Origin of the sequence: Devosia lacusdianchii, assembly GCF_022429625.1 — a bacterium.
Taxonomy (GTDB): domain Bacteria; phylum Pseudomonadota; class Alphaproteobacteria; order Rhizobiales; family Devosiaceae; genus Devosia; species Devosia lacusdianchii.
Map to the genome: position 1 here is coordinate 3455233 of NZ_CP092483.1, position 26565 is coordinate 3481797.

The 26565-nt window shown below is 64.5% G+C and carries 24 protein-coding genes; 13 read left to right on the forward strand and 11 right to left on the reverse strand.

From position 1 onward, the window contains the following. Position 1: 1 nt before the first annotated feature. From MF606_RS17065 to hutC, 10 genes are all read right to left on the reverse strand, one after another. Positions 2 to 841, reverse strand: coding sequence for a class I fructose-bisphosphate aldolase (locus tag MF606_RS17065; protein ID WP_240230535.1), 840 nt, complete (start codon positions 839 to 841; stop codon positions 2 to 4). Beyond that, entirely contained in the window at positions 838 to 2520 is a 1683-nt protein-coding gene (locus MF606_RS17070) for a glycerol-3-phosphate dehydrogenase/oxidase (protein WP_240230536.1), read from the reverse strand. Before MF606_RS17070 ends, MF606_RS17065 begins: the two co-directional genes overlap by 4 nt. Beyond that, complete coding sequence (locus MF606_RS17075; RefSeq protein WP_240230537.1) at positions 2517 to 3503, reverse strand: aldo/keto reductase; 987 nt, start codon at positions 3501 to 3503, stop codon at positions 2517 to 2519. The genes MF606_RS17070 and MF606_RS17075 overlap by 4 nt, the downstream gene beginning before the upstream one ends. Then, entirely contained in the window at positions 3500 to 4468 is a 969-nt protein-coding gene (locus tag MF606_RS17080; RefSeq protein WP_240230538.1) for a sugar-binding transcriptional regulator, read from the reverse strand. Before MF606_RS17080 ends, MF606_RS17075 begins: the two co-directional genes overlap by 4 nt. A gap of 30 nt (positions 4469 to 4498) precedes the next feature. Then, a complete protein-coding gene (locus tag MF606_RS17085) occupies positions 4499 to 5479 on the reverse strand; it encodes an ABC transporter permease (protein WP_240233881.1) in 981 nt (326 codons plus the stop codon). Positions 5480 to 5495: 16 nt separating this feature from the next. Further along, on the reverse strand, positions 5496 to 7004 hold the full coding sequence (locus MF606_RS17090; protein WP_240230539.1) for a sugar ABC transporter ATP-binding protein: 1509 nt from the start codon (positions 7002 to 7004) through the stop codon (positions 5496 to 5498). A gap of 61 nt (positions 7005 to 7065) precedes the next feature. Continuing rightward, a complete protein-coding gene (locus MF606_RS17095; RefSeq protein ID WP_240230540.1) occupies positions 7066 to 8094 on the reverse strand; it encodes a substrate-binding domain-containing protein in 1029 nt (342 codons plus the stop codon). Positions 8095 to 8516: 422 nt separating this feature from the next. Then, positions 8517 to 9041: a HutD family protein gene (locus tag MF606_RS17100; RefSeq protein ID WP_240230541.1), complete on the reverse strand. Its 525-nt coding sequence runs from the start codon at positions 9039 to 9041 to the stop codon at positions 8517 to 8519. A 38-nt stretch (positions 9042 to 9079) separates the two neighbouring features. Further along, complete coding sequence (hutU, locus tag MF606_RS17105; protein WP_240230542.1) at positions 9080 to 10753, reverse strand: urocanate hydratase; 1674 nt, start codon at positions 10751 to 10753, stop codon at positions 9080 to 9082. An 82-nt stretch (positions 10754 to 10835) separates the two neighbouring features. Next, complete coding sequence (hutC, locus tag MF606_RS17110; protein ID WP_240230543.1) at positions 10836 to 11630, reverse strand: histidine utilization repressor; 795 nt, start codon at positions 11628 to 11630, stop codon at positions 10836 to 10838. A gap of 108 nt (positions 11631 to 11738) precedes the next feature. Here hutC and hutF point away from each other — a divergent pair, with 108 nt between their 5' ends. From hutF to MF606_RS17165, 11 genes are all read left to right on the forward strand, one after another. Next, positions 11739 to 13115 (forward strand): formimidoylglutamate deiminase, encoded by a 1377-nt coding sequence (hutF, locus tag MF606_RS17115; protein ID WP_240230544.1) that lies wholly within the window; start codon positions 11739 to 11741, stop codon positions 13113 to 13115. Positions 13116 to 13170: 55 nt separating this feature from the next. Beyond that, entirely contained in the window at positions 13171 to 14196 is a 1026-nt protein-coding gene (locus MF606_RS17120) for an ABC transporter substrate-binding protein (RefSeq protein WP_240230545.1), read from the forward strand. Positions 14197 to 14265: 69 nt separating this feature from the next. Then, positions 14266 to 15123, forward strand: a complete 858-nt coding sequence (locus MF606_RS17125) for an ABC transporter permease (RefSeq protein ID WP_240230546.1) — start codon at positions 14266 to 14268, stop codon at positions 15121 to 15123. After that, positions 15116 to 15943 (forward strand): quaternary amine ABC transporter ATP-binding protein, encoded by an 828-nt coding sequence (locus tag MF606_RS17130; protein WP_240230547.1) that lies wholly within the window; start codon positions 15116 to 15118, stop codon positions 15941 to 15943. The genes MF606_RS17125 and MF606_RS17130 overlap by 8 nt, the downstream gene beginning before the upstream one ends. A gap of 2 nt (positions 15944 to 15945) precedes the next feature. Beyond that, positions 15946 to 17433 (forward strand): HAL/PAL/TAL family ammonia-lyase, encoded by a 1488-nt coding sequence (locus tag MF606_RS17135; protein ID WP_240230548.1) that lies wholly within the window; start codon positions 15946 to 15948, stop codon positions 17431 to 17433. Positions 17434 to 17443: 10 nt separating this feature from the next. Then, on the forward strand, positions 17444 to 18646 hold the full coding sequence (gene hutI / locus MF606_RS17140) for an imidazolonepropionase (protein ID WP_240230549.1): 1203 nt from the start codon (positions 17444 to 17446) through the stop codon (positions 18644 to 18646). Then, entirely contained in the window at positions 18643 to 20187 is a 1545-nt protein-coding gene (hutH, locus tag MF606_RS17145; protein WP_240230550.1) for a histidine ammonia-lyase, read from the forward strand. Before hutI ends, hutH begins: the two co-directional genes overlap by 4 nt. A 176-nt stretch (positions 20188 to 20363) precedes the next feature. Then, positions 20364 to 21596: a histidine kinase gene (locus MF606_RS17150; protein ID WP_240230551.1), complete on the forward strand. Its 1233-nt coding sequence runs from the start codon at positions 20364 to 20366 to the stop codon at positions 21594 to 21596. 1 nt (position 21597) lies between these two features. Next, positions 21598 to 22359, forward strand: coding sequence for a LytR/AlgR family response regulator transcription factor (locus tag MF606_RS17155; RefSeq protein WP_240230552.1), 762 nt, complete (start codon positions 21598 to 21600; stop codon positions 22357 to 22359). Between the two features lie 29 nt (positions 22360 to 22388). Then, on the forward strand, positions 22389 to 22739 hold the full coding sequence (locus MF606_RS17160) for a hypothetical protein (protein ID WP_240230553.1): 351 nt from the start codon (positions 22389 to 22391) through the stop codon (positions 22737 to 22739). Then, on the forward strand, positions 22736 to 23311 hold the full coding sequence (locus MF606_RS17165) for a hypothetical protein (protein WP_240230554.1): 576 nt from the start codon (positions 22736 to 22738) through the stop codon (positions 23309 to 23311). The genes MF606_RS17160 and MF606_RS17165 overlap by 4 nt, the downstream gene beginning before the upstream one ends. A gap of 15 nt (positions 23312 to 23326) precedes the next feature. On the opposite strand, the gene MF606_RS17170 is transcribed toward MF606_RS17165, so the two are convergent. Further along, a complete protein-coding gene (locus tag MF606_RS17170) occupies positions 23327 to 24190 on the reverse strand; it encodes a LysR substrate-binding domain-containing protein (protein ID WP_240233882.1) in 864 nt (287 codons plus the stop codon). A 96-nt stretch (positions 24191 to 24286) separates the two neighbouring features. On the opposite strand from MF606_RS17170, the gene MF606_RS17175 reads away from it, so the two are divergent. Then, a complete protein-coding gene (locus MF606_RS17175; protein ID WP_240230555.1) occupies positions 24287 to 25174 on the forward strand; it encodes a PhzF family phenazine biosynthesis protein in 888 nt (295 codons plus the stop codon). A 98-nt stretch (positions 25175 to 25272) separates the two neighbouring features. Beyond that, positions 25273 to 26508, forward strand: coding sequence for an epoxide hydrolase family protein (locus MF606_RS17180; protein WP_240230556.1), 1236 nt, complete (start codon positions 25273 to 25275; stop codon positions 26506 to 26508). Positions 26509 to 26565: the final 57 nt, after the last annotated feature.

Below are 26565 nucleotides of genomic sequence, written 5' to 3' on the forward strand. Positions count from 1 at the left end.
CTCAGCCCTGCTGGTAGGTGGCCCAGGCCTGTGCCCCGGTCGCGCCGTCGTGGATCAGTGCCATCAACCCGCGCACCACAGCCGCCGGATTGGCATGCTGATAGATGTTGCGGCCATAGACCATGCCCTGCGCGCCCTGCCCCATCAATGCCGCCGACTTTTCGAACACGGCCTCGAGGTTTTCCTTACCGCCACCGCGGACCAATACCGGGCACCGCGCCGCTTCGACCACCTTGTGGAAGTCCTCGGCATGGGTGGTGGGATCGGCTTTGACGATGTCTGCGCCCATCTCGCGGGCCAACCGCGTCAGCGTCACGATCTTTTCGGCGTCGCCATCCACCATGTAGCCGCCACGGTCCGAATTGCCCTGCATCACCAACGGCTCGATCATCAGCGGCATGCCGTATTTCTCGCAGTCGGCCCGCACGCGCGAAATGTTGGCCACGCATTGACGGAACAGGTCCGGCTCGTCGGGCAGCATGAACAGGTTGACCACCACGCAGGCGGCATCCATCTGTAGCGCCCCGATCAACGGCTCGGCCTCGTTCTGCAGCAGCGCCCACATGCTGCGATGACGCTGCTTGTTATAGGGATTGCCCATGTCGAGACGCATGACCAGCGCCGGCTTGTCCTTGCCCGGTACGGCTTGCAGCAAATCAGCCTGACCGTAATTCATCTGGATGGCATCGGGACCAGCACTCACCAGCGCCGAAACCACGCTGGGCATATCCTCGAGCCCATCGAGAAAACTCGGCTCGTTACACACACCGTGATCGATCGCCACATCGAGGCACTTGCCCTTGCCGAACAGGCGGTTGAGACGAAACTTGTGGCTGGTCATGCAATGGTCCTTTGGTCACGAGATGCAAGCGTGGCGCGGTCAAGCCCGTGCCGGGTCAGAAGTTCGGCAAGAAAGTCGTCGCGCGCCGCCTCGCGCCGGGCCGCGGACCAGCCTTTTGCCTCGGCCAGGATCGCCGCCGCGGCGTCTATGACGGCCAGCGACAGCGTGCCGGTAATGCCAATGGTCGTGCGCCGCAGCAGGAGGTCACCTAGCGCTTCGACGTGTTCAGTAGCCACCAGGTGCGCCAGTTCAGCGCGCGAATATCCGGCGATGTCATCGTCGGGCCCGGCCGCGTCGGCCATGGCATCCGCCCCTGATCCATAGCGTTCCAGCAGTGCGGCCAGACGGGCCCGCGGCAAGCCGGTGCGCTTCGCGGCAGCGTCAGTCCAAGCCGTCGGATTGGCGGGGAAATCCTTGCCACCGCCGATCGGCAGGTTCTCGGTATCGACCATCCGGCCGCCACCCAGCCGTTCCAACGCCATGTCGGCGGCGAGCGCACCGAACGAGCGGAACGTCGTCCATTTGCCGCCGATCATGCACAGCACAGGCGGCGCGCCCTCGATGAGCTCGCAGAAATGGTCGCGCGGAATGGCTCCCGTGGCAGCGGCATTGCTCGCCGGCAGTGGCCGCACGCCGGCGAACTGGAAGACGATCTCCTCGTCAGCGATCACGATCGATGGGAACACCACCGCCAGCGACTGCAGGATATAAGCCCGCTCGTCGGCGCCGGACCGCACGGCATCCGGATCGTCCACCCGCACATCGGTCGAACCCACCAGCACATTGCCGAGATAGGGGAAGGCGATGCAGATGCGACCGTCCTCATTCTCGTAATAGATCATGTGGCCGTCCAGCGCCTCATAGAGCGCCCGGTTCGCCACCACCAGATGTGACCCCTTGGTGCCGCCCATCAGCTTCTGGTTGGTCGCACCGATGGCCGCGTTGGTCAGATCGATCCAACCGCCGGTCGCGTTGATCACCAGCTCGGGCACGATGGCGACCTCCTCGCCGCCAACACGGTCATGCAGCATCAGGCCCTCGTCGGACCGCACTACCGCCGCATGATTGAGCGCCAGCCCCCCGGCCGCGATCGCCTCCTGCAGCATCTCAAGTCCCAGCCGTTCCGGCCGGCTGACCCAGGCGTCATAATAGGTCGCCGATGCCAGCGCCGCCGGGTTCATTGCCGGCCAGCGCGTCAGCGTGCTGCGACGGCCATGGAACTGGTGCGCTGGAAGCGCCCTGCGCCCCCCGGTGAAGAAGTCATAGAGCGTCAGCCCGATCTTGATCACCACCGCGCCACGCCGGCTCTGCCGCCGCGTCAGCCCGAGGAAACGGAAAGCCCCGCTGGCGAGGCCGGCAAAAGTCTCGAAAATCGGCACTGTCGTTGGCAAAGGCCGCACGAAATGCGGCGCATTGGCCAAAAGCCGGTCGCGCTCCAAAAGGCTCTCGCGCACCAGCTTGAACTCGCCGTTTTCGAGATAGCGCAGTCCACCATGGACCATGCGCGACAGCGCCGCGCTGGCTCCCGAGCAGAAGTCGTCCTTGTCGGCCAGCACCACGTTGACGCCATTGAGCGCCAGCTCGCGGAACACCGAGATGCCGTTGATGCCGCCACCGATGACGAGCACGGCCGCCTGCGGCCGGGCTCGGAGCCGGGCGATGGTCTCGCTGCGGGTCATGCTATGGCCGACAGATGGCTCGTCCGCGCCGCGTCGATCACGGCCAGATCGTCCGCGCTCAGCGCCAGAGTACCTGCCCGGGCATTGTCCAGTGCCTGACGCGGATTGCGCGCCCCGCACAAGGCAAAGGTGATACCCGGCCGCCGCAGCGTCCAGGCGATGACCAATTGCGCGACGCTGGCGCCGTGCTGGTCGGCCAGCGGCCGCAACGCCGTCGCAAAGTGAGCCGCACGTTGTCGGTTCTCGACCGAAAAGCGCGGATCACCGGCTCGCTGATCATCGCCCCCAAAGGCGCGGTCCGCCGCTACCGTACCGGTCAGCAGGCCCAGTGCCAGCGACGAATAGCTGAGCGTCGAGACCCCAGCTTCTGTCGCGATGGGCAGTAGCGTCGTCTCGATCTCGCGATCGAGCATCGAATAGCGTTCCTGGATCGCATCGAGCTTCCCGGCCACCACGTAGGCGCGCAGGTCGTCGGCGCTGACATTGCTGGCCCCGATCGCCCGGATCTTGCCGGCCTGCTTAAGCCGGGCCAGCGCTTCCATCGTCTCGGCGATCGGCGTCGTCGGATCCTGCCAATGGGTGATGTAGAGGTCGATGTAGTCGGTCCCGAGCCGTTTCAGGCTCTCTTCCACCTCGAAGACGATGCCGTCCGCACCCAGGTAGCGGTGCACCGGCTTACCGGCTTCGTCAAAGAAGTGGTTGCCCTTGCCGTGATGCCAGTTGAGCCCGCACTTGGTGGCGATCACAACCCCGTCGCGCTTGCCCCTGATGGCCTCGCCCACCAATTCCTCGCTTCGCCCCAGGCCATAGGCCGGTGCCGTGTCGATCAGCGAAATCCCCGCGTCGATCGAGGCCTCGATCGCCTGGACGGCTGCGGCCTCATCGGTACCACCCCACATCCAGCCCCCGATGGCCCAAGTGCCCAGGCCAACGGCCGAGGCAGCAATGCCCGAGCGGCCGATATCGCGCAAAAGCTGGCTCATGCTGCCTCCGCCAGGTCGATGATGCCACGAGCTGTGACTTCGTCGGTCACCAGCGTATCGAGATAGTTGCCGCGCATGGCCGCCAGCACCGGCGCCACCTTGTTGGGCCCACTGGCAATGCCGATGGTGCGCGGGATGGTAGCCAGTTCATCGAGCGTCAGTGCCACCAGCGACCGGTTGGGAGCGTAATCGGCCACGCGCCCATCGCCATCCACCAGGTGGGCCAGCAATTCGCCCGTCGCGCCCGACCGCTCGATCGCCTTGCGGTCTTCGGAGGACGAGGGATGCAGATCATAATAGCTGCTGTCGTCGGAGAGGATCGAGCCGATGCCGACAATGGCAATCGTTGCCTCCCGCGCCCGCCGGAATACATCAGCGACCGAGCGCATATGCATCACCATTTCGCGCTCTTCCTGGTTATCGGCGAAGAGCGGCGCATGCATCTGATAGGCTCGACCGCCCAGGCGGTCTGCCAGCATCGTCGCTACGTGGTTGACGTCGGTATAGTGCTTGCCCTGCACCAACCCCGTCGCCGGCACGACCTCCACGTCGTAGCGCCGAGATGGCGCCAGACCGGCAACGATGGCGCTGACGCCCTTGCCACCGCTGATGCAGATGCGATCGCCATCAGCAAGCATTTCGAGCAGGAGGTTTGCACCCAGAGCCCCGACACCGAGCAGCGTCGTCTCGACATTGTCGCTCACCGCCGGCGCCACCACGGCGCGGCTGATGCCGCCAATGGCCACCAACTGCTCCTCGATTCCGACCAGATGCTGAACCGGCGATTTGACCTTGATTTCGACCAGACCCAGCGCCCGACCGCGCTTGATGAGACGGTTGACCGTGGCATGGCTGAGCCCCAGCACCTTGGCGATTTCGGCCTGGGTCTGCCCTTCGACGAAGTGCAGCACCAATGCCTGATGCATCTGCCGGGCCGCCGTGAGGTCGTCATTCGTGGGAGGCATGAGAATAACCTTCGTGAAAAGCGGCGTGCGTCAGGCCGACCGGCCGCGATGCAGCAAATGATCGAGTGAGACCGCCGAAAGCAGGATGCAGCCGCGGATCACGTCCTGCCAATAAACCGGCACGTTGAGCAGGATGAGCGAGGACGTAACCACCGACAGCAGGCCGATGCCGAGGATCGCCCCGAAAATGCTGCCCGAGCCACCGGTCAGCGAAGCTCCGCCGATCACCGCCGCCGCAATGATGTTGAGTTCCATGCCCACCCCGAAGGTCGGCGTCGCCGAGCCGAACCGGCTCATGTAGATGACCCCCGCCAGCCCGGCCAGCGCCGAGCACAGCACCGTCACCCAGAACTTCACCTGGTTGGTCTTGATGCCGGAATACTGCGCCGCCTTCTCGTTGCTGCCGGTGTAGAACACCTTTCGGAAGGCCGTCGCCCGGCGCAGCAGGAAGTCGAAGATCACCACGACCACGAAGAAGATGATGATGACAACGGGTACGCCATAGAACTCGCCCTGGCCGATCGCCTTGAACTCCGGCGGCAGCGTGAAGAGCGATAGCGGCGTACCCTTGGTGATCAGCAGGCATAGCCCGCGCACGATGACCATGGCAGCCAGCGACGTGATGAAGTGGCTGAGCCCCACGACCGTCACGAAGAAACCACTGACCGCGCCGACAAGACCGCAGGCCGCGATTGCGATAATGCTGGCGCTCCACGGGTCGAGCCCCATGAGGAACAGGGAGCCGCCGATCACCATGGCGAAGCACACCACCGAGCCGACCGCTAGGTCGATGCCGCCCACGATCAGCAGGACCGTCATGCCGACCACGACGATGCCCTCGACCGAGAAGCTCATCAGCATGGCCCGCACATTGCCCCAGGTGGCGAAGTGCGGTGAGGCAAAGCTCATGGCCACGCACATGGCAACGATGATGGCGATGAGCCCGGCCTCGCGCATCGACCCCAACTTTCCCAGTGAGAAACGCGACGAATCGAGCGCGGCAGCGGCCATGGGCCGGTCCTCCTGGCTAAGCGACATGATGATTTTCCTCCCTGAGGCCGGAGGCGAGGCGGATCACCGCTTCCTCCGTAATGGTCTGCGTCAGTTCACCGGCCACCTGGCCCTCGCGCATGACAAGCACCCGATCGGCGATGCCGATGAGTTCAGGCAACTCTGACGAGATAACGATGATGCCGGTGCCGGCATCGGCGAGCTGGCGCAGCAGCTTGTGGATTTCAGACTTGGCGCCGACGTCGATGCCGCGCGTCGGCTCATCCATGATGATGACCTTGGGCTGCACCGAAAGCTGCTTGGCGATCGCGACCTTCTGCTGGTTGCCGCCCGATAGGGACGCCACGTCGTCGGCAATGCCGCCCATCTTGATCCCAAGCCGCGCCGCCAACGAAATCGCCTGCGAGGTCTCGGCGCGCCGGTCGATCAAGCCGCTTCGGGTCAGCTTGCCGAGGTCGAGCGCCGAAATGTTCTGGGCAATCGAGAGATCGAGAAAGACCCCGGAATGCTTACGGTCCTCGGAGAGATAGACCAGCCCCTGCCGTACCGCGTCGGCATAGCTGCCGATATCGACATCCTGCCCGGTAACCCGCACCGACCCGCCGGTCTTGCGCGTTAGCCCGCAGAGCGCCAAGGCCAATTCCGTGCGGCCCGAGCCGATGAGCCCGCCAATACCTAGGATTTCCCCGCGCTTGAGCGCCAGCGAAACCGGGCCGACGTCATCAGACATAAGGCTGTCGACAGCCAGCAAGGTCTCCTCGCCGATGGCCTGCGCCTTTGGCGGATACATCTGGGTGATTTCGCGCCCCACCATGCGGCGAACCACGTAATCGGGTGTCAGGTCGGCGATGCGATCAGTTGAAACATGCCGCCCGTCGCGCAACACAGTGACACGGTCGCACAGCGAGAAAATCTCGGCCATACGGTGAGAAATATAGATGATCGAGATGCCGCGCGCCTTGAGCTCGCGGATAATGCCGAACAGAGCCTGGGCTTCGCTTTCGGTCAGTGCCGCCGTAGGTTCGTCGAAGATCAGCACCCGGCAATCGAGCGTCAGCGCCTTGGCGATCTCGACCAGTTGCTGGTTGGAAATGGAGAGCTCCGCCACCCGCCTCGTGACCGGAATGGGCGCCAGACGGTTCATCACCTGCTGGGCGCGCGCATTGAGTTGGCGATAGTTCATCAGCGGAGCGCGGCGCGCATTGGTCGTCGCCATCAGGATGTTCTCGGCCACCGTCGCATCGCGGCACAGCGCGATTTCCTGATGCACCAGGCCAATACCTAGCTTCTGCGCCGCTGCCGGCGAGGCGACCGTGACAGGTTTGCCATTGAGCAGGATGCTGCCAGAGCTGGGCTGCAGCACGCCCGCGATGATGTTCATCAGCGTCGACTTGCCGGCCCCGTTCTCGCCACAGAGGGCATGAACCTCGCCTTGCGCCAGCGAGAAGGAGACATCGGTCAGTGCCCGGACCGGGCCGAAATTCTTGGAGATGTCGCGAATATCGAGGACGCCGTAGTCACTCATGATGGTCCTCCTTAGGTCGGTTCCCGGGGCACTCGCGCGCCCCGGGCAGGTCGGCGGGAGATTATTCTTCGATGCCCTTGGTGCCGCGACGCTTGAGGTAGTCGTCCCAATAGAAGTCATCGGCGTTTTCGGCGGTGACGATCGAGAAGCCATTGTCGACGAAGGGCACGGCCATGGCATTGTCGCCGGAGCGGGCATAGTCGTTCATCGGATCGATCAGCTCAGGGTGGGCAGCCATCCACAGCAGCATGAAGCCCATATAGCCCTGCATGCCCTGGTTCGGATTGACCGAGCCGAAGATGTCGCCGGCCTTGATCATGTCGAGAATGTTCTCGTTGACGTCGGCCAACATGACGCGGACCTTGCCGCCATTTTCCTTGCTGGCCTGCGCCGCGCCGATGGCCGAGTTGGCTTCAGGCATGAACACAGCGCCGAGGTTCGGATTCGCCTGAATCAGGCTCAGCACGGCCTGATAGGCCTTTGCCGGATCCTGGTTGGAAGCAGCGCGACCGACCAGCTTCATCTCGGGCCACTTGGCTTCCATGCGGGCGATGAAGGCCGCCACGCGCTTATCGTGATTGTCCTGGCCCGGATTTTCCAGCACGGCATATTCGCCCTTGCCATCCATGGCCTCGGCCACGGCGTCGGCAGCATAGGTGCCTTCAGCCAGGTTGTCCGAAGTGATGAACGAGGTGCGCTTGGAGTTCGGCGAGTCAGCCGCAAAGGTCACCACGGCCACGCCCTGATCGACCGCGCGGTTGATCGGCTCGACGAAGGGGTCCGAGTTCATCGGATGCACCAGAATGCCGGCTGGGTTCTGCGCCAGCGCCTGATCGAAACTGGCGATCTGCTTGGTCACGTCATATTCGGTCGTGCCGGTATATTCGGTCTCGCAGCCGAACTGCTGGCCGGCCTGCTTGAACATTTCATAGACCGGGAACCAGTATTCGACGCCCGAGACCATGACGTTCATCACGTACTTCTCGCCTGGTTCGCACTTGAACGGATTTTCCGTCTGTGCCGCGACATGACCGGCGCCGAAGCTCGTAGCCACGGCCGTCATTGCGAGCATGCCCAAAAATTTGCGCAAGATTCCTCCCCACGGCCGAGGCCGTTTGCAAAATTGACTGCCACCGACCCATGTCGGCGGCGATATCTGAAAGCCAGGGCTCCTCCGAACCTCAGCGAGCGGACACTGCACGCCCCGCAGTATGCCTGTCAATAAAATTCATAGCAAGAAATATATTTCATATCGAGGCGTCGTTGAGCACGCATTCGGTGGACACCGGCCGCTGCAGTGGCGGTACTCGCTGGTAGTCGCGCTACACCAACTTGGGCGCGGGCCGAACGGCCCACTAGGCCGTCGACCTTCTACCTACCCAGCGGCGTTGAGGTTCAGCGGACCCAGTCAAATCCCAGCGCGTCATTCCCGCGAAAGCGGGAATCTCCCTACCGGACCTGCGATTTAGAAAGACGATTCCCGCTTTCGCGGGAATAACGCGGTGGCGGTAGCTAGCCGAGCAAGCGCACATCCACCTGCAACAGCATACCCGCTTCCCTGATCGCAATATCGCCAACTTCAGCAAACCGCGCGAGCTGCCCCGGAGCCAGATGATACTCCTCCGCCCCCGTAGTCAGCACAGCCTGCCCATCAAGGCAGAGAAAAAGGCTCCGATCCGCCGCTTGCAGCGCCGCCCCCGCACCCCGATGGATGTTCACCACGGCCGAAGCCCTGCCACGCGCGGTCATCACATTCAAATCCCGCGACGGACCAAGCACGGCCTCCGCTTGCGTAGTCCAGTCACCGGAAAACACCACCGGCTTGAGCATCTCCACCCGGACCCGTCCATGCCCCGAAAAATCAAGATCAAAGCCGGGTCCCTCGATCAGAGTCAGAACGCGGTCCACGCCGGGAAACGCCGAGAATTGTCCGGCCTCGACGACATCCGCCGCCGAAATACGCCAGAGCATTACGCCCCCCGCGTCGTCCTCGTGCGCCATCTCGATGGTCGTGCCCCGGCCGTTGCGCCAGGGCATGGCGCGAAAGTCATCCGGACCGAGAATCTGAACCGGCATCAGCGTGCCAGCGATGGCAGGTCGAGGCCCTTCTGGCGCGCCCAGTCCTGGGCAGTCTCATAGCCCGCATCGGCGTGGCGCATCACGCCAGTGGCCGGGTCGTTCCACAGCACCCGGGCAATGCGCTTGGCCGCTTCGGGCGTGCCATCGGCGCAGATCACCATGCCTGCATGCTGGGAAAAGCCCATGCCCACGCCACCGCCATGGTGCAGCGACACCCAGGTCGCGCCGCTCGCCGTATTGAGCAGAGCATTGAGCAGCGACCAGTCCGAGATAGCATCCGAGCCGTCCTTCATCGCCTCGGTCTCGCGGTTGGGCGAGGTGACCGAGCCGGAATCGAGATGGTCGCGGCCGATGACGACGGGGGCTTCCAACTCGCCATTGGCGACCATTTCGTTGAAGGCGAGGCCCAGCCGGTGGCGATCGCCGAGGCCGACCCAGCAGATGCGCGCGGGCAGGCCTTGGAAGGCGATGCGCTCGCGCGCCATGTCGAGCCAGTTGTGCAGGTGCGGATCGTCGGGGATCAGTTCCTTGACCGTGGCATCGGTCTTGGCGATATCGTCCGGATTGCCGGAGAGCGCCGCCCAGCGGAACGGGCCAATGCCGCGGCAGAACAGCGGACGAATGTAGGCCGGCACGAAGCCGGGAAAGTCGAACGCATTGGCGACGCCCTCTTCCTTGGCCATCTGCCTGATATTGTTGCCGTAGTCGAAGGTTGGAACGCCGTTCGCATGAAAGGCAAGCATTGCCTCGACATGTGTGGCCATCGACCGCTTGGCGGCCAGCACCGTCCCCGCAGGATCGCTAGCGGCGCGCTCACGGTACTCCGCCCAGCTCCAGCCAACCGGAAGATAGCCGTTGAGCGGATCGTGCGCCGAGGTCTGGTCGGTCACCATGTCTGGTCGCACGCCGCGACGGACCAATTCGGGCAGGATTTCTGCGGCATTGCCGAGCAGCGCGATCGAGATCGCCTTGCGGTTGGCAGTTGCGTCGGCGACCATGCTGAGCGCCTCGTCGAGGTCCCGAGCCTGCATGTCCACATAGCGGGTGCGCAGGCGGAAATCGATCGATTGCTGCTGGCACTCGATGGCCAGGCACGCCGCGCCCGCCATGGTCGCGGCCAACGGTTGGGCCCCGCCCATGCCGCCAAGACCTGCCGTCAGCACCCAGCGGCCGCCGAGATCGCCGCGGTAGTGCTTGCGGCCGGCCTCGACGAAGGTCTCGTAGGTGCCCTGCACGATGCCTTGCGACCCGATATAGATCCACGAGCCAGCCGTCATCTGGCCGTACATCATCAGCCCCTGCCGATCGAGCTCGTTGAAATGCTCCCACGTCGCCCAGTGCGGCACGAGATTGGAATTGGCGATCAGCACGCGGGGGGCATCGGCATGGGTCGTGAACACGCCGACGGGCTTCCCCGATTGCACCAATAACGTCTCGTCGCCTTCGAGCCGCCGCAGCGTCTGGACGATCCGGTCATAGGCGTCCCAATCGCGCGCGGCGCGACCAATGCCGCCATAGACCACCAATTCCTTGGGGTTCTCGGCAACGTCAGGGTCGAGATTGTTCATCAGCATGCGCAACGGCGCCTCCGTCAGCCAGGATTTGGCCGTCAGCACGGCGCCGCGCGGCGCACGGATTTCGATGTCCCGGTAACGGCTGTTGCTCAGCATGAACGGCTCCACCTGTATAGAGTTGTATATGTAAGTTATCAAACTCTACGGCATTGGCAACCGGCAAAATGAGGAGGCCAAGCTAGCCCCGCGACTGCGTGTTGAAAAATCCCTCCATACGATAGCGCGCGCCGGGATAGAGCAGCCGCACGGCCGTGACGCATCGATTGGCTGACCATGTTCGGCGCCGGATCAACAGGCACGGATCGGCCGGTGAAATCGCCAGGAGCTTGGCCTCCCACCCCTGCGGCAACACCGCCTCGACCACATGCTCGGCCTGCGACAGCGGCGCGACGGCGGTCAGATAGGCGTAGGGCGTGGTCTGGGTGAAATCCTGATCGGCATAGTCGGGGGCAACGGCAGGATTGACATAGCGATCCTCGACCTGCGCCGGCACGCCGTTCTCCTGATGCACGATGATCGAGTGAAAAACCACGTCGCCGATCCCGATCCCCAAGGCATCCGATATCTCCGGAGCCGCAGAATCCCGCTGCATGCGGATGATTTCGGCGGTGTGCACATGCCCCCGCTTGCGGATTTCCTCGGCGATGTTGCGAACCTCGAACAGCGCTGTTCCCCCCTTGCGCTCGGCCACGAACGAGCCGACGCCCTGGACGCGCTTGATGACACCCTCATTGGCAAGCTCGCGCAGCGCCCGGTTGGCAGTCATGCGGCTCACGCCCAACTCGTTCACCAGCTCATTTTCCGAAGGCACGCGGAAATTGGGCGGCCAGGCCCCACTGTCGATGCGCGCATGGATGAGCTGCTTGACCGCGACATAGAGCGGGCCGGCATCGGCGCCCTGAAGTGCATGCGCGCCAAAGGCACCCTGCCCCACCAATGCCGTTTCCACCCCGTCGCCGGCTGATTTGCTCATGGCGTCACTTTCCGCAGAATCTCGATTTGCACAGTTTTGACATTTTTCGCTTGCGCGCTAGCATTAATTATCTATGGTTCCATATACAACCAATGACAGGCAGATGGAATGGCCGAGCACGCAGCTCACCGCATCTTCGCTTCGCAGGTCCTGCTCGGCAACGGGTGGGCCACCGACGTGGCGCTGTCGGTTGGGCCGAACGGCACCATCACCGAAGTCGAGAGCGGCGCCTCGCCCCGCGCTGGCGATACCATCGCCGCCGGGCCGGTGATCCCCGCCCTGTCCAACCTCCATTCCCATGCCTTCCAGCGCGCCATGGCCGGACTTGCTGAGGTCTCAGGCCGCGGCGAAGATAGCTTCTGGACTTGGCGCGACACCATGTACCGCATGGTCGACAGGCTCTCGCCTGACGATGTCGAGGTGGTCGCCACCAGGCTCTATGTCGACATGCTCAAATGCGGCTATGGCCGCGTTGGGGAGTTTCACTATCTCCATCACGACCGCGGCGGCGTGGCCTATGCCGACCGCGCCGAAATGTCAGGCCGCATTATCGCCGCCGCGACGGCAAGCGGCATCGGCGTGACGCTACTGCCTGTCTTCTATGCCCACGCCAATTTCGGCGGCGCCGCCCCCAATGACGGCCAGAGCCGTTTTATCCACACCGTCGACGATTTCCTGGCGCTGATGGACACGCTGCGCCCCCGCACGGCGGTGGTCAACGCCACCCTCGGCTTCGCCATTCACTCGCTGCGCGCCGCGACACCTGACGAAATGCATGCAATCCTTGCGGCAGCGCCCGGCGAGGGCCCAATCCACATCCACGTCGCCGAGCAACAGGGCGAAGTCGATGCCGGCCTCGCCTGGTCGGGACGGCGGCCGCTGGGCTGGCTGCTCGACGAGATGCCGGTCGATCGCAACTGGTGCCTGATCCACGCCACCCATGCCGACACCAACGAAGTCCAGCGGATCGCCGCCAGCGGCGCCGTCGTTGGTCTCTGCCCGACGACCGAGGCCAGCCTCGGCGACGGCATTTTTCCCGCGACGGCGTTTCGCGCCCATGGTGGACGCTTCGGCATCGGCTCGGATAGCCACGTCTCGGTCAGCTCCAGCGAAGAGCTGCGCCTGCTAGAATACGGTCAGCGCCTGCGCGACGAGCGCCGGGTGCGCTTGGTCGACGGTCCCGGCCGCTCCAATGGCCGCGATCTGTTCGAGGTAGCCCTTGCGGGCGGCGCGCAGGCTCTGGGTCAGCCAACCGCTGGCCTCAAGGTTGGCGCCGCCGCAGACCTTGTCGTTCTCGACGGCAACGATGCCTTCATCGCCGCGGCAGATGGCGACACCGTTCTCGACCGCTGGATCTTTGCACGCGGCGACCACGCCGTGCGCGACGTGATGGTGGCCGGAGCCTGGCAGGTTCAGGACCGCCGGCACCGCCTCGACGAAACCATCGACCAGGCCTTTGCTGAGGTGCTCAAGCGCCTCTGCTGATCTCTCAATGCACTCGTGAAACGGGACGCCAGTCCTTCAACCAAGGGGAATAAACATGAGACTGCTCGCTACCTCCCTCGCTCTGGGGACCGCCACGTTTCTATTGGCCGCGGCGCCGGCCCAGGCGTCCTATTGCAGCGACGGCAAGACCGTCATGTTCGCCGGCATCGATTGGCAGAGCGGCGACTTCATCACCGAGGTGATGAAGACTATTTTCGCCAAGGGCTATGACTGTCAGGTCGACGCCATCCCCGGCAATTCGGTGACGCTGGAACAGGCCACCGCCAATAACGAAGTCCAGATTTTCGCCGAAGAATGGCTGGGCCGCTCAGACGTCTGGAACGAAGCCACCGCCGCCGGCAAGGTGCTGGCCATCGGCAAAACCTTCGAAGGCGCCGCCGAGGGCTGGTTCGTCCCGGCTTACGTGATCTCAGGCGACGCCGAACGCGGCATAGCGCCGATGGCGCCCGACCTCAAGAGCGTTGACCAGCTCGCCAACCCCGCTCTCGTAGCCCTGTTCAAGGACCCCGAAGAGCCCAGCAAGGGCCGCTTCCTCAACTGCCCCTCGGGCTGGACCTGCGAAGGCGTCTCGACCGCCAAACTCGACGCCTACGACCTCACTGAGTCCTACGTGAACTTCCGCCCGGGCACCGGCGCCGCCCTCGATGCGGCGATCTCGTCGGCCTACCTCCAGGGCGAGCCGATCCTGTTTTATTATTGGTCCCCGACCGCGGCCATGGGCAAGTTCGATCTGGTACAGCTCGAAGAGCCAGCCTATTCGGATGAATGCTGGACCCAGCTGACCAGCGCCGATGGCACCCGCGAGCAGGGATGTGCGTTCCCCTCCGTCGATGTGTCCTACGGCGTCAATGCCACCTTCGCGGCCGAGGCGCCCGAGCTGATCGACGTGCTCGAAAAGGCCAACTTCCCACTTGCCGAAGTCAATGGGAGCCTCGCCTATATGAGCGACAACGAAGTGGATGGCGAAGCCGCCGCGCTCGAATTCCTCAAGACCAAGCAGGATATATGGGGCCCTTGGGTGAGCGACGAAGCCCGCGCCAAGATCGTCGCCGGTCTCTGATAAAGCCGCGCCATCGGCCCCCGGGCCGGTGGTGCCATCTCCTTAACGCAGCGGACGAGGACGCCGGTCATGTTTCCAGAAACTCTCCAGTTCTCCATCAGGTCGCAAATCAATGACTGGGTGGAAAGCCTCGTCGTCAATTACGGCGCGGCGTTCAAGGCCATCTCCAACGCCATCCTGCAGGTCGTGCTCGTTGTCGAAAGTGTCCTGCGCGGTCTGCCTTGGTGGGCCATCATCATCATCTTCATGGCGCTAGCCTGGGCCAGTTCCCGCAAGATCGCCTTCAGCATCGCGGTCGGCGTGCTGATGGTCGCGGTGGGCGTGCTCGGCCTTTGGGATCTGACCATGCAGACGCTGGCCCTGATGCTGGTGGCGACGCTGGTTTCGGTCATCATCGGACTGCCCGTCGGCATTCTCTGCGCCAAGAACCGCGTCGCCCGCGCCATCACCCTGCCGGTGCTCGACGTGATGCAGACCATGCCGAGCTTTGTCTATCTCATTCCCGTGCTGATGCTGTTTGGCCTGGGCAAGGTCCCGGCCATCCTCGCCACGGTCGTCTATGCCGTGCCGCCGCTGATCCGCCTCACCGATCTGGGCATCCGCCAGGTCGATTCCGAAGTCGTGGAGGCGGCCACGGCCTTCGGCACTGCCCCCGCTCGCCTGCTGTTCGGTGTGGAACTGCCGCTGGCCACGCCCACCATCATGGCCGGCCTAAACCAGACCGTGATGATGGCGCTTTCCATGGTCGTGGTCGCCTCGATGATCGGCGCGCGCGGTCTGGGCGAGCAGGTGCTAAACGGCATCCAGACGCTCGATGTCGGCCGTGGCCTTGAGGCCGGTATCGGCATCGTCATCCTGGCCATCGTCATCGACCGCATTATGCAGGGCTTCGGCCGCTCGCGCCTCGAGGAGGCCCGCAATGGCTGAGATCGAAATCCGCAACGTCTACAAGATTTTCGGCCAGAACAACGCCGCCGCCATCGCGCTGGCCAGGGAGGGTCTCGACAAGACCGCCATTCTCGCCAAGACCGGCAGCAATATGGGCCTAGCCGATGTCAGCCTCACCATTGCTTCCGGCCGCATCTTCGTCATCATGGGTCTCTCCGGCTCCGGCAAATCGACCCTGGTACGCCATCTCAACCGGCTGGTCGAACCGTCCAGTGGGGAAATCCTCTTCGACGGCCAGAACATCCTGACGCTCAATAAGCGGGATCTGCGCGCCTTCCGCACCCGCCGCGTCTCCATGGTGTTCCAAAGCTTCGGGCTGATGCCGCATTACACGGTGCTGCAGAACGCCGCCTATGGGCTGACCGTGCGCGGCGAACCGCGCAGTGTCGCCCGCGACACCGCCATGAAATGGATCGAAACCGTCGGGCTCAAGGGCTACGAAAGCAAGTATCCCTTCGAACTCTCCGGCGGCATGAAGCAGCGCGTCGGCCTCGCCCGCGCACTGGCCGCCGATACCGACGTCATCCTGATGGACGAAGCTTTCAGCGCGCTCGACCCGCTGATCCGCGCCGAAATGCAGGACCAGCTGCTGGAGCTGCAGCGATCGCTGGCCAAGACTATCGTCTTCATCACGCACGATCTGGACGAAGCGCTGCGCATCGGTTCGCAGATCGCCATCCTGCGCGATGGTAAGGTGGTGCAGGTCGACACGCCCGACTCGATCCTCGCCAGGCCGGCCAACGACTACGTTGCCCGTTTCGTCCAGCGCCACGCCCACCACGCTCTCGCCCACGATTGACCATGACCGATATTGTCCGCGACGCTCCCCTCTCCTGGCGCGATCTGGCCGCCGTCGCCGCCGGTGCGCGGCTCATCCTGTCGCCGGCGACAAAGGACCGAATCAGCCACGCCCGGGCCTTGGTCGAAGCCATCGTCGCCAAGGGCATTCGCGCCTACGGGGTTAATACAGGCGTCGGTGCCCTGAGCGACACCGTGGTCGACGTGTCGCGGCAGCGGCAACTGTCGCGCAACTTAATCATGAGCCATGCCGTAGGCGTTGGCGCAAAGCTGTCGGCGCTCGAAGCCCGCGCTATCATGGCCGCTGCAGTCAACAACCACGCCCACGGATATTCCGGCGTCCGCCTTGACGTGGTCGAGACCATGCTCGATCTGCTCAATGCTGGCTTCGCGCCGGAAGTGCCGTCGCAGGGCTCAGTTGGCTACCTCGCGCATATGGCTCACATTGCCCTGCTACTGCTCGGCGAAGGCCACGTGCTGGCCGATGGTGAACGGCTCACCGGCGCGGAAGCCCTCAAGCGTGTCGGCCGCGAACCGCTCGTGTTGGAGGCCAAGGAAGGCCTGAGCATCCTCAATGGCACGCCTTGCGCCACCGGCCTCGCCGCCATCGCCCTGTCCCGCGCCTACAGGCTGCTGTCGTGGACCGATATTGCCGCGGCCATGAGCTTTGAAAGCCTCAACGGACAGATTGCAGCCTTCGACCCGAAATCGCTGGCCCTGCACGCCTCACCCGGATTGCGCGAGACCGGGCGGCGCCTCTCCGCCCTCCTGGCCAATAGCGAAATCCTTGCGCAGAGCGCCGGTGCCCGAACGCAGGATGCGCTCAGCCTACGATCGGTACCGCAGGTCCATGGCGCGGCACGCGACCTCCTCGCGTACGTCGGCACCGTGGTCGATACCGAATTGCGGTCAGTCACCGACAACCCGGTGGTCAGCGGTACAGAGGCGGCGCCGGAGGTATTTTCCGAAGCCCATGCCGTCGGCGCCGGCATTGCGCTGGCCATGGACGCTCTCGCCCCGGCCATGGGTCTAGTCGCCTCGATGTCGGAGCGCCGCACCGATCGGCTGGTCAACCCGCTGGTCAGCGGGCTGCCACCATTCCTGGCCGCAGATAGCGGCGCCAATTCCGGCTTCATGATCCTGCAATACACGGCGCTGTCGCTGGTCGGCGAAAACCGCCGCTTGGCCGCGCCGGCCAGCCTCGATGCCGGCGTGACCTCGGGCCTGCAGGAAGACCTGATCTGCCATCCCACCCCGGCGGCGCTGAAGCTGCTCGCCCTGCTGGACAATGCAGAGGCGATACTGGCCATCGAGTTGCTGGCCGCCGCCCAGGCCGCCGACCTTCGCACCGATGGGTTGGCCAAGGCCCCCGCCACCGCCGCAGTCTGGCGCGCCATCCGCGCCATCGTCCCCAGCTACGCCGACGACCGGCCGCTAGCCGGCGACGTCGAGACACTGCGGCCCCTGCTGCACGCCACGCCGATCGCCTGAGGAACCCGTCATGAAACGGCTCTGGACTAACGCCCGCATAGCAACCATGGCGCCCGACCTCCCCGGTATCGGCATCATCGAGGGCGGCGCGATCCTGGCGGAAGGTGACCGCATCGTCTGGGTGGGGCACCACAACGATCTGCCAACCATCGCCAACGGTGCCGAATGCATGGACCTGGACGGACGTTGGATCACACCAGGCCTCATCGATTGCCACACCCATTTGGTGCATGGCGGCGACCGCGCGCGCGAATTTGAGATGCGGCTGGCCGGCGCAACCTACGAGGAAATCGCTCGCGCCGGCGGCGGCATCATCGCCTCGGTGCAGGCAACCCGCCAATCCAGCCTCGACGACCTCGTCGCCACCGCTTTGCCCCGGCTCGACCGGCTGGTGGCCGAAGGCGTCACGACCATCGAGATCAAATCGGGCTACGGGCTCGACCTGGCGAGCGAACTGACCATGCTGCGGGCGGCCCGGGCGCTAGATAAGCATCGCGCCATATCGGTAGTCACTACCTGCCTCTCCGCCCATGCCGTACCGCCCGAGTTCAAGCATGACCGGGCCGGCTATCTTGATCTGGTGGTCGATACCATCCTCCCGGCAATGGCAGCCGAAGGCCTCGCCGACGCCGTCGACGCCTTCATGGAAGGCATCGCCTTCTCCGGCCCCGAAACCGCGCGTGTCTTCGACAAGGCCAGGGCTTTGGGCCTTCCGATCAAGCTCCATGCCGACCAGTTGTCAAACCTGCATGGTGCCCAGCTGGCCGCCGAGTTTGGCGCCCTGTCGGTCGATCACCTCGAATACACCGACGAGGATGGCGTGGCGGCCATGGCGCGGGCCGGAAGCGTTGCCGTCCTCCTTCCGGGCGCCTTCTACACCCTGGGCGAGACGCAATTGCCGCCGATCGATTTTTTCCGCCGTTACAACGTACCCATGGCCGTCGCCACCGACGCCAATCCGGGCACTTCGCCGATGACCTCACTGCTGCTGGCCATGAACATGGCCGCGACCCTGTTCGGCCTGCGGATCGACGAAGTCCTGGCTGGCACGACCCGCGAGGCGGCGCGTGCACTGGGCAAGCTCAACGAGACCGGCACGATTGAGGCCGGCAAATATTGCGACCTGGCGATCTGGGACATCGAACGCCCAGCCGAGCTCGTCTATCGGCTCGGATTCAATCCACTGCACAGGCGCGTCTGGAGGAACCGATGACGACAGTCCACGAGCTCAAACCCGGCAACGTCCCGCTCTCGATCTGGCGCGACATCTACTTTGGCGCTGCCTGCAGCCTCGCCACGGCAGCCGAACCCGGCGTACGAGCGGCAGAGCAAACTGTCGACGCGATTATCGCCAAAGGCGAGCCGGTCTATGGGATCAACACTGGCTTCGGCAAACTAGCGAGCGTCCGCATCGAGAACGCAGACCTGGTCACACTCCAGCGCAACATCGTGCTCTCACACGCCGCCGGCGTCGGTGACCCCCTCGCGGTCTCCGTCGTCCGCCTGATCATGGCGCTCAAGATCGCCAGCTTGGCCCAGGGATTTTCCGGCGTGCGCTGGCAGACTATCGCCACGCTCTCGGCCTGCCTTGATCGCGGCCTGATCCCGGTCATTCCCGGTCAGGGCTCGGTCGGCGCATCCGGCGATCTGGCCCCTCTGGCTCATATGACCGCCGCCCTGATGGGTGTCGGCGCCTTCCTCGTCGCCGGCAAGCAAGTTCCCGCCGCGACCGCGCTGGCCGATGCGGGCCTGCCCCTGCTCGAACTGGGACCCAAGGAAGGCCTGGCGTTGCTCAACGGCACCCAGGTCTCGACCGCCCTGGCTCTGGCCGGTCTCTTCGAAGGCGAGCACGTGTTCCGGGCTGCCCTCGTGACGGGAGCCCTCTCGACCGACGCCGCGCGCGGCTCCGATGGTCCCTTCGATCCGCGCATTCACGCCGTGCGCCGCCACCGCGGCCAGTCGGAAGTCGCGGCCACCCTGCGTGACCTGATGAACGGCAGCCCCATCCGCGCCTCGCACCGCTTCGGTGATACCCGCGTTCAGGACCCCTATTGCCTGCGCTGCCAGCCCCAGGTGATGGGTGCCTGCCTCGACCTCATGCGGCAGGCCGCAGCCACTCTCGCCATCGAAGCCAATGCGGTTTCGGATAACCCGCTCGTCTTCACCGATACCGGCGAGGTGATCTCGGGTGGCAATTTCCACGCCGAGCCAGTCGCCTTCGCCGCCGACATGATCGCCATGGCCCTCTGCGAGATCGGCTCGATCGCCGAGCGCCGCATCGCCATGCTGGTCGACCCCGCCCTTTCGGGGCTCCCCGCCTTCCTGACCCCGGTTCCCGGCCTCAATTCCGGCTTCATGATCGCCCAAGTCACCGCCGCCGCCCTGGTCTCTGAAAATAAGCAGCAAGCCTTCCCCGCCAGCGTCGATTCCATCCCCACCTCCGCCAATCAGGAGGATCACGTCTCGATGGCTGCCCATGGCGCCCGCCGGCTCAGCCCTATGGCCGCCAACACCGCCAACGTCATCGGCATCGAACTGCTCGCCGCCGCTCAAGGCTGCGACTTTCACGCTCCCCTGGCCTCCAGCACCTCGCTCGAAGCCGCCCGCGCCCTGCTGCGCCAGACGGTGCCTCACCTCGAGGGCGATCGCTATATGGCGCCCGACATGGCCGCGGCAACCAGCCTCATAAGGAGTGGCGCGCTGGCCGCGGCCGTTGGCAAACCTCTGCCCAACATGGTCGAGCCAGCCGCCTAGAAGCAGCGCTCTTCTGCCGCTTCGCGCCGCAGGAGACGCCACTCACTACGGCGCTCAAGGGTTTCCCGCCACCCAACCCCCATTTCGTCGGCGCCATCAGTGTTTCGTCGGCTTGGGTGATACAGCGCCGGACGGCTCAGCTATGGTGGCCGCGTTCCGAAGCACGGGCTGATTTCATGTTTGCAGGTATCGTTTTCATCGTAAGGATCGCGCTGGCCTGGACGGCCGTCATCCTGCCGGTGGCGCTCATAGCGGGGCACAATGTGTCCTACGGCGAAGTGGGCGGCGTGGTCTTCGTGGCGCTGGCCGTTGCGGGTCTGGTGCTCGTGGGAGCGATCTCGCACCTGAACCGGGCCCACCTGGTGGCCGGCAAACTCAGCAATCGCGTACTGACCAACCGCCAGCGGCTGCAGCTCGAACTGCCTTATGAGCCTATGGAAGCTTTCGACATGGTCGAAGCCGCGGTTCGTGAGCTTCCCCGTGTCGATGATATCGACGCCGAACCGGGCAGCTATTCGGTGCAGGCTACGGTGTTGCGCGTGCGGCCAGTAAAGCGCGCCCTGTTCGGCCTGTTCAGCCCGCTGTCCTGGTTCGGGGCGAAGCGCAACCTGCTGCGCGCCACCGTGACGCCGGGCGACGAAACCGCGCTGGTGACAATCGTCAGCGAGCCCGCCGGCGGGGTGTGGAATGACTGGTTCCTCGTGGACAACGCCAGCAACTACGAAACCGTCGAATCCCTTCGCCGCTCGCTGTCGCGACGGTCGACCAGTAAGCGCCGCCGCGAGCAGGAGAGCCACCGCCAGACCGAGACGGAAAAGGAATTATCCGAGGCACGACTTGGTCTGCTGTCGGCCCAGGTTGAGCCGCACTTTCTCTACAACACGCTCGCCAGCGCCCAGGTGCTGGTACGCACCGATCCGGCCCGCGCAGACGAGATGCTGGGCAACCTGATCAGCTATCTGCGCCATTCGCTGCCGAAGGCCGACGAGCAGATGTCGAACCTCGGCGCCGAGATGACCCGCACCAAGGCTTATCTGGATATTCTCAAGGTGCGTATGGGCAGCCGGCTAGCCGTGTCCATCGATGTGCCGCCCGAGGCAGAGACCGTGCCGATGCCGGCCATGATGCTGCAGACGCTGGCCGAGAATGCCATCAAGCACGGGCTGGAGCCCAAGACCGGCGGCGGCACGATCTGGATCCGGGCACGCATCGGCGGTGGTGCCATGGAAGTAACGGTAGCCGACGACGGACGGGGCCTCTCGACCGAAGGCTCGGGCACCGGCATCGGGCTCAAGAATGTCCGCGAGCGGCTGCGGCTGATCTACGGCGACGCCGCGCGGCTCTCGATCGCCAACAATTTCCCCACCGGCGTAAGCGCCACGCTTGTAGTACCGACGGTGGAGACCTGAGATGACCACCTGCGTAATCGCCGAAGACGAAGACATCCTGCGCCGCGCCCTTGCCGACCTTCTGGCCGAGTGCTGGCCGGATCTGACAATTCTCGCCCTGGCCGAGGATGGCGGCGCGGCCCTCGAAGCCATCGCGCTCAACAAACCCGATGTGGCCTTTCTTGATATCCGCATGCCTGGCCTGACCGGCATGGAAGTGGCGGCGGCAAGCGCCGACCTCTCCCCGGCGACCCAGGTGGTATTCGTCACCGCCTATGACCAATACGCGGTGGACGCCTTCGAAAAAGGCGCTGTCGATTATCTGCTCAAGCCCATCAGTCGTGAGCGGCTGACGGCGACGATCACCCGATTGAAAACCCGGCTGGGCGCGGGGGCCGATCCGGAGGCGCTTGTAAAGCTGGCGCAGCTTCTCGGCACCCTTCCCGGCGTCCGCAAGCCGCCGCTGACCTGGATCGCGGCCAGCAAGGGCGTTGAGACGCGCCTGCTCATGGTGGAGGACGTCGCCTATTTCCGGGCCGACAATAAGTACACCGTTGCCATGACCGAGGAGGGCGAGATGCTGCTGCGCAAGCCACTGCGCGAGCTGATCGCCGAGCTCGACCCACAATTCTTCAAGCAGGTGCATCGATCCACGATCGTGAACCTGAAAGCCATTGCCTCGGTCAGCCGTGACGAGACCGGCAAGGGAACGCTCAAGCTCAAGACGCGGCCAGAACGGCTGACGGTGAGCCAACCCTACATGACGCTCTTCCGCGCCATGTAGGCGACTAGAACCAACAGAGGATTACTCAAATGCGCAAGCACATCGCTTGGCGCGGCGGCACCGTGTTGCTCGTCGCAGGGATTTTGGCTGCCTGCTCGGATGGTAAGTCGGGCGCGCGGTATGAGGCGGTCGAAGACGGCGAGGTGACCTTGTCGGCCCATATCGAGCGCAACGAGCGAAGGACGGAGTTCGATTGCCGGGCGAGCAATACCGGCATTTGCGCCTTCGCGGTGCGGAGCGCGGGCGGGATCGAGCGGTTCGAGCTGGCGGTTGGGACGGTGCTCATCCGCCGCGACCTCCCGGAAGGCTTTGCACACTGCGCGGCGGCGACGCCGGACTGTGTAATCGGTGAAACGACTAACAAGGAGAGATCGGAATGATCGGGATGGGTTTTGCCATGGACGTATTCGCGACGGCGCCGGAGGTACCGGTGCTGTGGAGCCCACTTGGCCCGCAGGATGACGCAGAGCCGCTTGGGGATGCCGACGGCACGGTGTTGTTCCAGACCGCACGCCGCGGCGTCATGCCGAGCGCCACCGGCACGCTGCGCTTCGCCATGCAATTGCAGGTGCAGCGCGATGCCGGGGGGCGGCTGACCGCGGTGATGATCGTGGCGACACTGACAGGGCATGCACGCTGGGCGCTGCACCGCGTCGCCGTGCCCGTCCACGCCCGCCACCCTCAAAGGGCGGCAGCGGCGCTGCGCTCGCTATTGCCCGACATTCTGAACAACAGCTCGGACGGCACTGTTATGTTGAGCGGTGCCGACGGCATCGTACAGGCCGAGATTGCTTCGGTGTCGGGAAAGCTGGCGCAGTCACCACGGACCAGCCCCGAACCCCGCCGCTCAACACCGCGACTGCGCACAAACCCCTTGCACCGGCCGGCGCCTTGGACATGGTCTGGTTCGAGCAGCCAGAAATGTGGCGAAGCCTCGGCCGCGTCGAATTGAGAGACTGCCGTGACCTCACGCTGTTGCGGACGACGAGACTTGCTCTCGGAGCCAGTCGCAGAAGTCGCGGGGCGCCGGCCGCCGATCGCCTTCGCGGATCAAGGCGTAGTACCAATCGGGGCCCTTCAAGACCGTGTCGAGTGGCGCAACCAGCAGGCCCGCCTCCACCAGCGGCCGGAAAAGCGTCGGCGATAGCAAAGCCACCCCAAGACCGCTAACCGCTGCATTGGCGATCAGCTCGAAGATCGAGTAGTCGACGCCGACAAACCGCAAGCCGCTCGGCATGGGTTGCGCCGCCCGGGCGAACCACTTGCCCCAGTCGGGGTGAGGCAAAAGCTCGAATTCCACCAGGTCGCTGGGCTCAGCCAGCGCTCGGGAACCAAGCAGCTTGGGTGCCAGCATTGGCGTGACGTCGACTGGCGTCAGGGCATATTCATCGAGGCCGTCCCATCCACCTCGCCCGGTCCTTATGGCGACATCGAAGTCCGCCGCGTCGCGCACATCCGACGAGATATCGAGCTCAATGGCGGCACCGCCCGGCGCGCGATAGCCGGACAGGCGTGGCGCCAACCAGCGCGATGCGAAGGTCGGCGGCACGGTCACCCGCAGCGGAACGGTCGCGACTTGAAACGCGTCAAGCGCCCCGGTGATGCCATCCAATGCGTCTCGAATCTTGCCGGCCAGCGCCACGGCAGCCGGCGTGGGCACCACACCGCGGCCGACACGCGTGAACAGAGATTGGCCAAGTTCTGCCTCCAGGGTGCGAATTCGCAGGCTGACGGCGGCAGGGGTGAGCGCCAGTCGATCCGCCGCACCGGCAAAACTGCCCGCGCTGACGCACATCTCAAGGACTCGAAGCGATTCAAGCGAGGGCCGAATGATTAGTTTCCCTTGTCATTGGGGCAAGGAATGCGCGTTTTATGACGCGCTCGCCCTGAGGCAGACTGCTCCTGTCAGAACGATAGGAGCTATCCCGTGGCGCCGCAATCGAGCAGTTCAGACTTGGTTGCCGGACTTATCGACGTGTTCGCCGACACGTCGCTGAGCGGCAATCCATTGGCAGTGGTTGAAGGCGCCGATGCCCTGTCCGACGCCCAGATGCGCCGGATCGCAGGTGAGTTCAACCAGGCCGAAACCACCTTCGTCATGCGTAGCGATCGGGCCGATCTCAAGCTGCGATCCTTCACCGCCGCCGGGGCCGAGGTGGGCGGCGCCGGCCACAATGCGCTCGGCGCTTGGCTTTGGCTCGCCGAGGAAGGAAAGCTCGGCCCGATCCACGGTCCTCGTCTGTACCATCAGGAAATTGGCGGCGAGATTCTGCCGATCGAGCTTCGCTCGGAGGGTGGGCGCATCTTTGGGCGCATGAAGCAATCCGCGCTCAGGCTGGGGCCGCCACTGGCCGATATTGCATCGCTGACGGCAGCCTTGGGTCTGGCCCCTGAGGATGTTATCCCCGAGCCGGCCCCACGTGTTGCCGATACCGGCGTGGCGCACCTGCTTGTACGCCTTCGGGATGCCGCGGCGGTCGATCGGGCCGACCCCTCGGCCAAGGGGCTTCTCAAGGTCCTGAGCGCGGCGTCCGCGGAGGGATGCTACGCTTACGCGATCGATGGTTTCGCGCCGGTTCGCGCCTATGCCAGGTTTTTCAACCCCACTGTTGGTCTGTGGGAAGACGCCGCCACCGGCACGGCGGCCGGCCCGCTTGCCGCCTATCTGGCAAGCGAAGGCCTGCTCTCCAATGCCATCGAGATAGAGCAGGGTACGAAGATGGGCCGCAGGAGCATAATCCGCGTCAGCCTCGCGCCCGACCCCGAAATCTCGGGCGCTGGCATCGTCGTGATGCGCGGCACGTTGACGATCTAGGCCGCCGCTAAAGCCCCACACAGGACCGCTCCGTAGCGGCCTCCGGCCTTCGCCAGCAATAGCGAGGGCGCCATCAAACTCGTCCCAAAGGGAGTGACATGACCATAACCCGCCGCACGTTCAACCGGGGTGCGCTGTCACTCCTCGCCGCCATCGCCAACACGCCCACAATCGCCCAAGCCCAGGAGGAAAACCAAATGCTCTCAATAAAGCCATTCACGATCGCGATCAGCGACGCCGCCGTCGCCGACCTGAAAGACCGCCTCGCAAAAGCACGCTTTCCGCACACCATCACCGACGATTGGTCGCGAGGCCAACCCATCAAGCTCGTCAAGCAACTGACCGAGCAATGGCGGGACGATTATGACTGGCGCGCACACGAGCGCGAGCTCAACCGTCACCCTCAGTTCATGACGGAGATTGACGGTCAGCCGATACACTTCGTGCATGTCAAATCGCCGGTACCCAATGCCTTTCCCCTGATCCTCAGCCACGGTTGGCCCGGCAGCTTCGCCGAGTTCCTGGGTCTTATCGGGCCGCTGACCGATCCGGCTGCGCACGGACTCGACGCCACAATCGCCTTCGACCTGGTCATTCCATCGTTGCCGGGCTTCGGCTTCTCGAGCCCGATGTCGTCGCCCGGCTGGGACAGCGCCAGGACGGCCAAGGCTTGGGACACCTTGATGAAAGGGCTCGGCTATGAGCGCTATGGTGCCCATGGTGGCGATGCCGGCGCTCTTGTCGGTCGCGAACTGGGGATCCTGGCCCCATCGGGCCTCGTGGGAACCCACCTGCTCCAGATCTTTGCATTTCCGGCCGGCGAGCCAGACGAAATGAGCAAGCTCTCGCCCTTCGAGATGGAGGGTATGGCGAACCTGGCCAATTTCGAGAAATACGGCGGCTACCAGGCCATCCAGTCGAAAAGGCCGGGAACGCTGGCCTACGGCCTCGTCGACTCGCCCGTCGGCCAACTGGCCTGGAACGCCGAATTGTGGTTCGGCTTCGAAGGCGCCGGCGCAGACCACGTCGACCGCGACCTCTATCTGACCACCAACGCCATCTACTGGTTCACCGCAACGAGCGGGTCCGCCGCGAATGTCTACTATGAGGATACCCAGACCGGAGCCGGGTATCGGGAGGTCAACAACCCGACACCCACCGGCGTGGCCGTATTCCCCGACGACTTTCGATCCGTCCGCAGCTTTGCCGCGCGCGCGAACAACATCGTCCACTGGACGGAAATGCCCCACGGCGGCCACTTCGCCGCCTCCGAAGCGCCGGACCTGCTCATCGCCGACATCCGCAAGTTCTTCACCAGCCTGATCGCCGGCTAGCTTCTGCCGTCGGGCGAGGCATTCGCGCCTCGTCCGACCAACACCCGCCGCCATGGG

Coding starts and splice junctions, on each gene's coding strand:
- MF606_RS17065 (WP_240230535.1), bottom strand. CDS start 841: ATGACCAGCCACAAGTTTCGTCTCAACCGCCTGTTCGGCAAGGGCAAG.
- MF606_RS17070 (WP_240230536.1), bottom strand. CDS start 2,520: ATGACCCGCAGCGAGACCATCGCCCGGCTCCGAGCCCGGCCGCAGGCG.
- MF606_RS17075 (WP_240230537.1), bottom strand. CDS start 3,503: ATGAGCCAGCTTTTGCGCGATATCGGCCGCTCGGGCATTGCTGCCTCG.
- MF606_RS17080 (WP_240230538.1), bottom strand. CDS start 4,468: ATGCCTCCCACGAATGACGACCTCACGGCGGCCCGGCAGATGCATCAG.
- MF606_RS17085 (WP_240233881.1), bottom strand. CDS start 5,479: ATGGCCGCTGCCGCGCTCGATTCGTCGCGTTTCTCACTGGGAAAGTTG.
- MF606_RS17090 (WP_240230539.1), bottom strand. CDS start 7,004: ATGAGTGACTACGGCGTCCTCGATATTCGCGACATCTCCAAGAATTTC.
- MF606_RS17100 (WP_240230541.1), bottom strand. CDS start 9,041: ATGCCCTGGCGCAACGGCCGGGGCACGACCATCGAGATGGCGCACGAG.
- hutU (WP_240230542.1), bottom strand. CDS start 10,753: ATGCTGAGCAACAGCCGTTACCGGGACATCGAAATCCGTGCGCCGCGC.
- hutC (WP_240230543.1), bottom strand. CDS start 11,630: ATGAGCAAATCAGCCGGCGACGGGGTGGAAACGGCATTGGTGGGGCAG.
- hutF (WP_240230544.1), top strand. CDS start 11,739: ATGGCCGAGCACGCAGCTCACCGCATCTTCGCTTCGCAGGTCCTGCTC.
- MF606_RS17120 (WP_240230545.1), top strand. CDS start 13,171: ATGAGACTGCTCGCTACCTCCCTCGCTCTGGGGACCGCCACGTTTCTA.
- MF606_RS17125 (WP_240230546.1), top strand. CDS start 14,266: ATGTTTCCAGAAACTCTCCAGTTCTCCATCAGGTCGCAAATCAATGAC.
- MF606_RS17130 (WP_240230547.1), top strand. CDS start 15,116: ATGGCTGAGATCGAAATCCGCAACGTCTACAAGATTTTCGGCCAGAAC.
- MF606_RS17135 (WP_240230548.1), top strand. CDS start 15,946: ATGACCGATATTGTCCGCGACGCTCCCCTCTCCTGGCGCGATCTGGCC.
- hutI (WP_240230549.1), top strand. CDS start 17,444: ATGAAACGGCTCTGGACTAACGCCCGCATAGCAACCATGGCGCCCGAC.
- hutH (WP_240230550.1), top strand. CDS start 18,643: ATGACGACAGTCCACGAGCTCAAACCCGGCAACGTCCCGCTCTCGATC.
- MF606_RS17150 (WP_240230551.1), top strand. CDS start 20,364: ATGTTTGCAGGTATCGTTTTCATCGTAAGGATCGCGCTGGCCTGGACG.
- MF606_RS17155 (WP_240230552.1), top strand. CDS start 21,598: ATGACCACCTGCGTAATCGCCGAAGACGAAGACATCCTGCGCCGCGCC.
- MF606_RS17160 (WP_240230553.1), top strand. CDS start 22,389: ATGCGCAAGCACATCGCTTGGCGCGGCGGCACCGTGTTGCTCGTCGCA.
- MF606_RS17165 (WP_240230554.1), top strand. CDS start 22,736: ATGATCGGGATGGGTTTTGCCATGGACGTATTCGCGACGGCGCCGGAG.
- MF606_RS17180 (WP_240230556.1), top strand. CDS start 25,273: ATGACCATAACCCGCCGCACGTTCAACCGGGGTGCGCTGTCACTCCTC.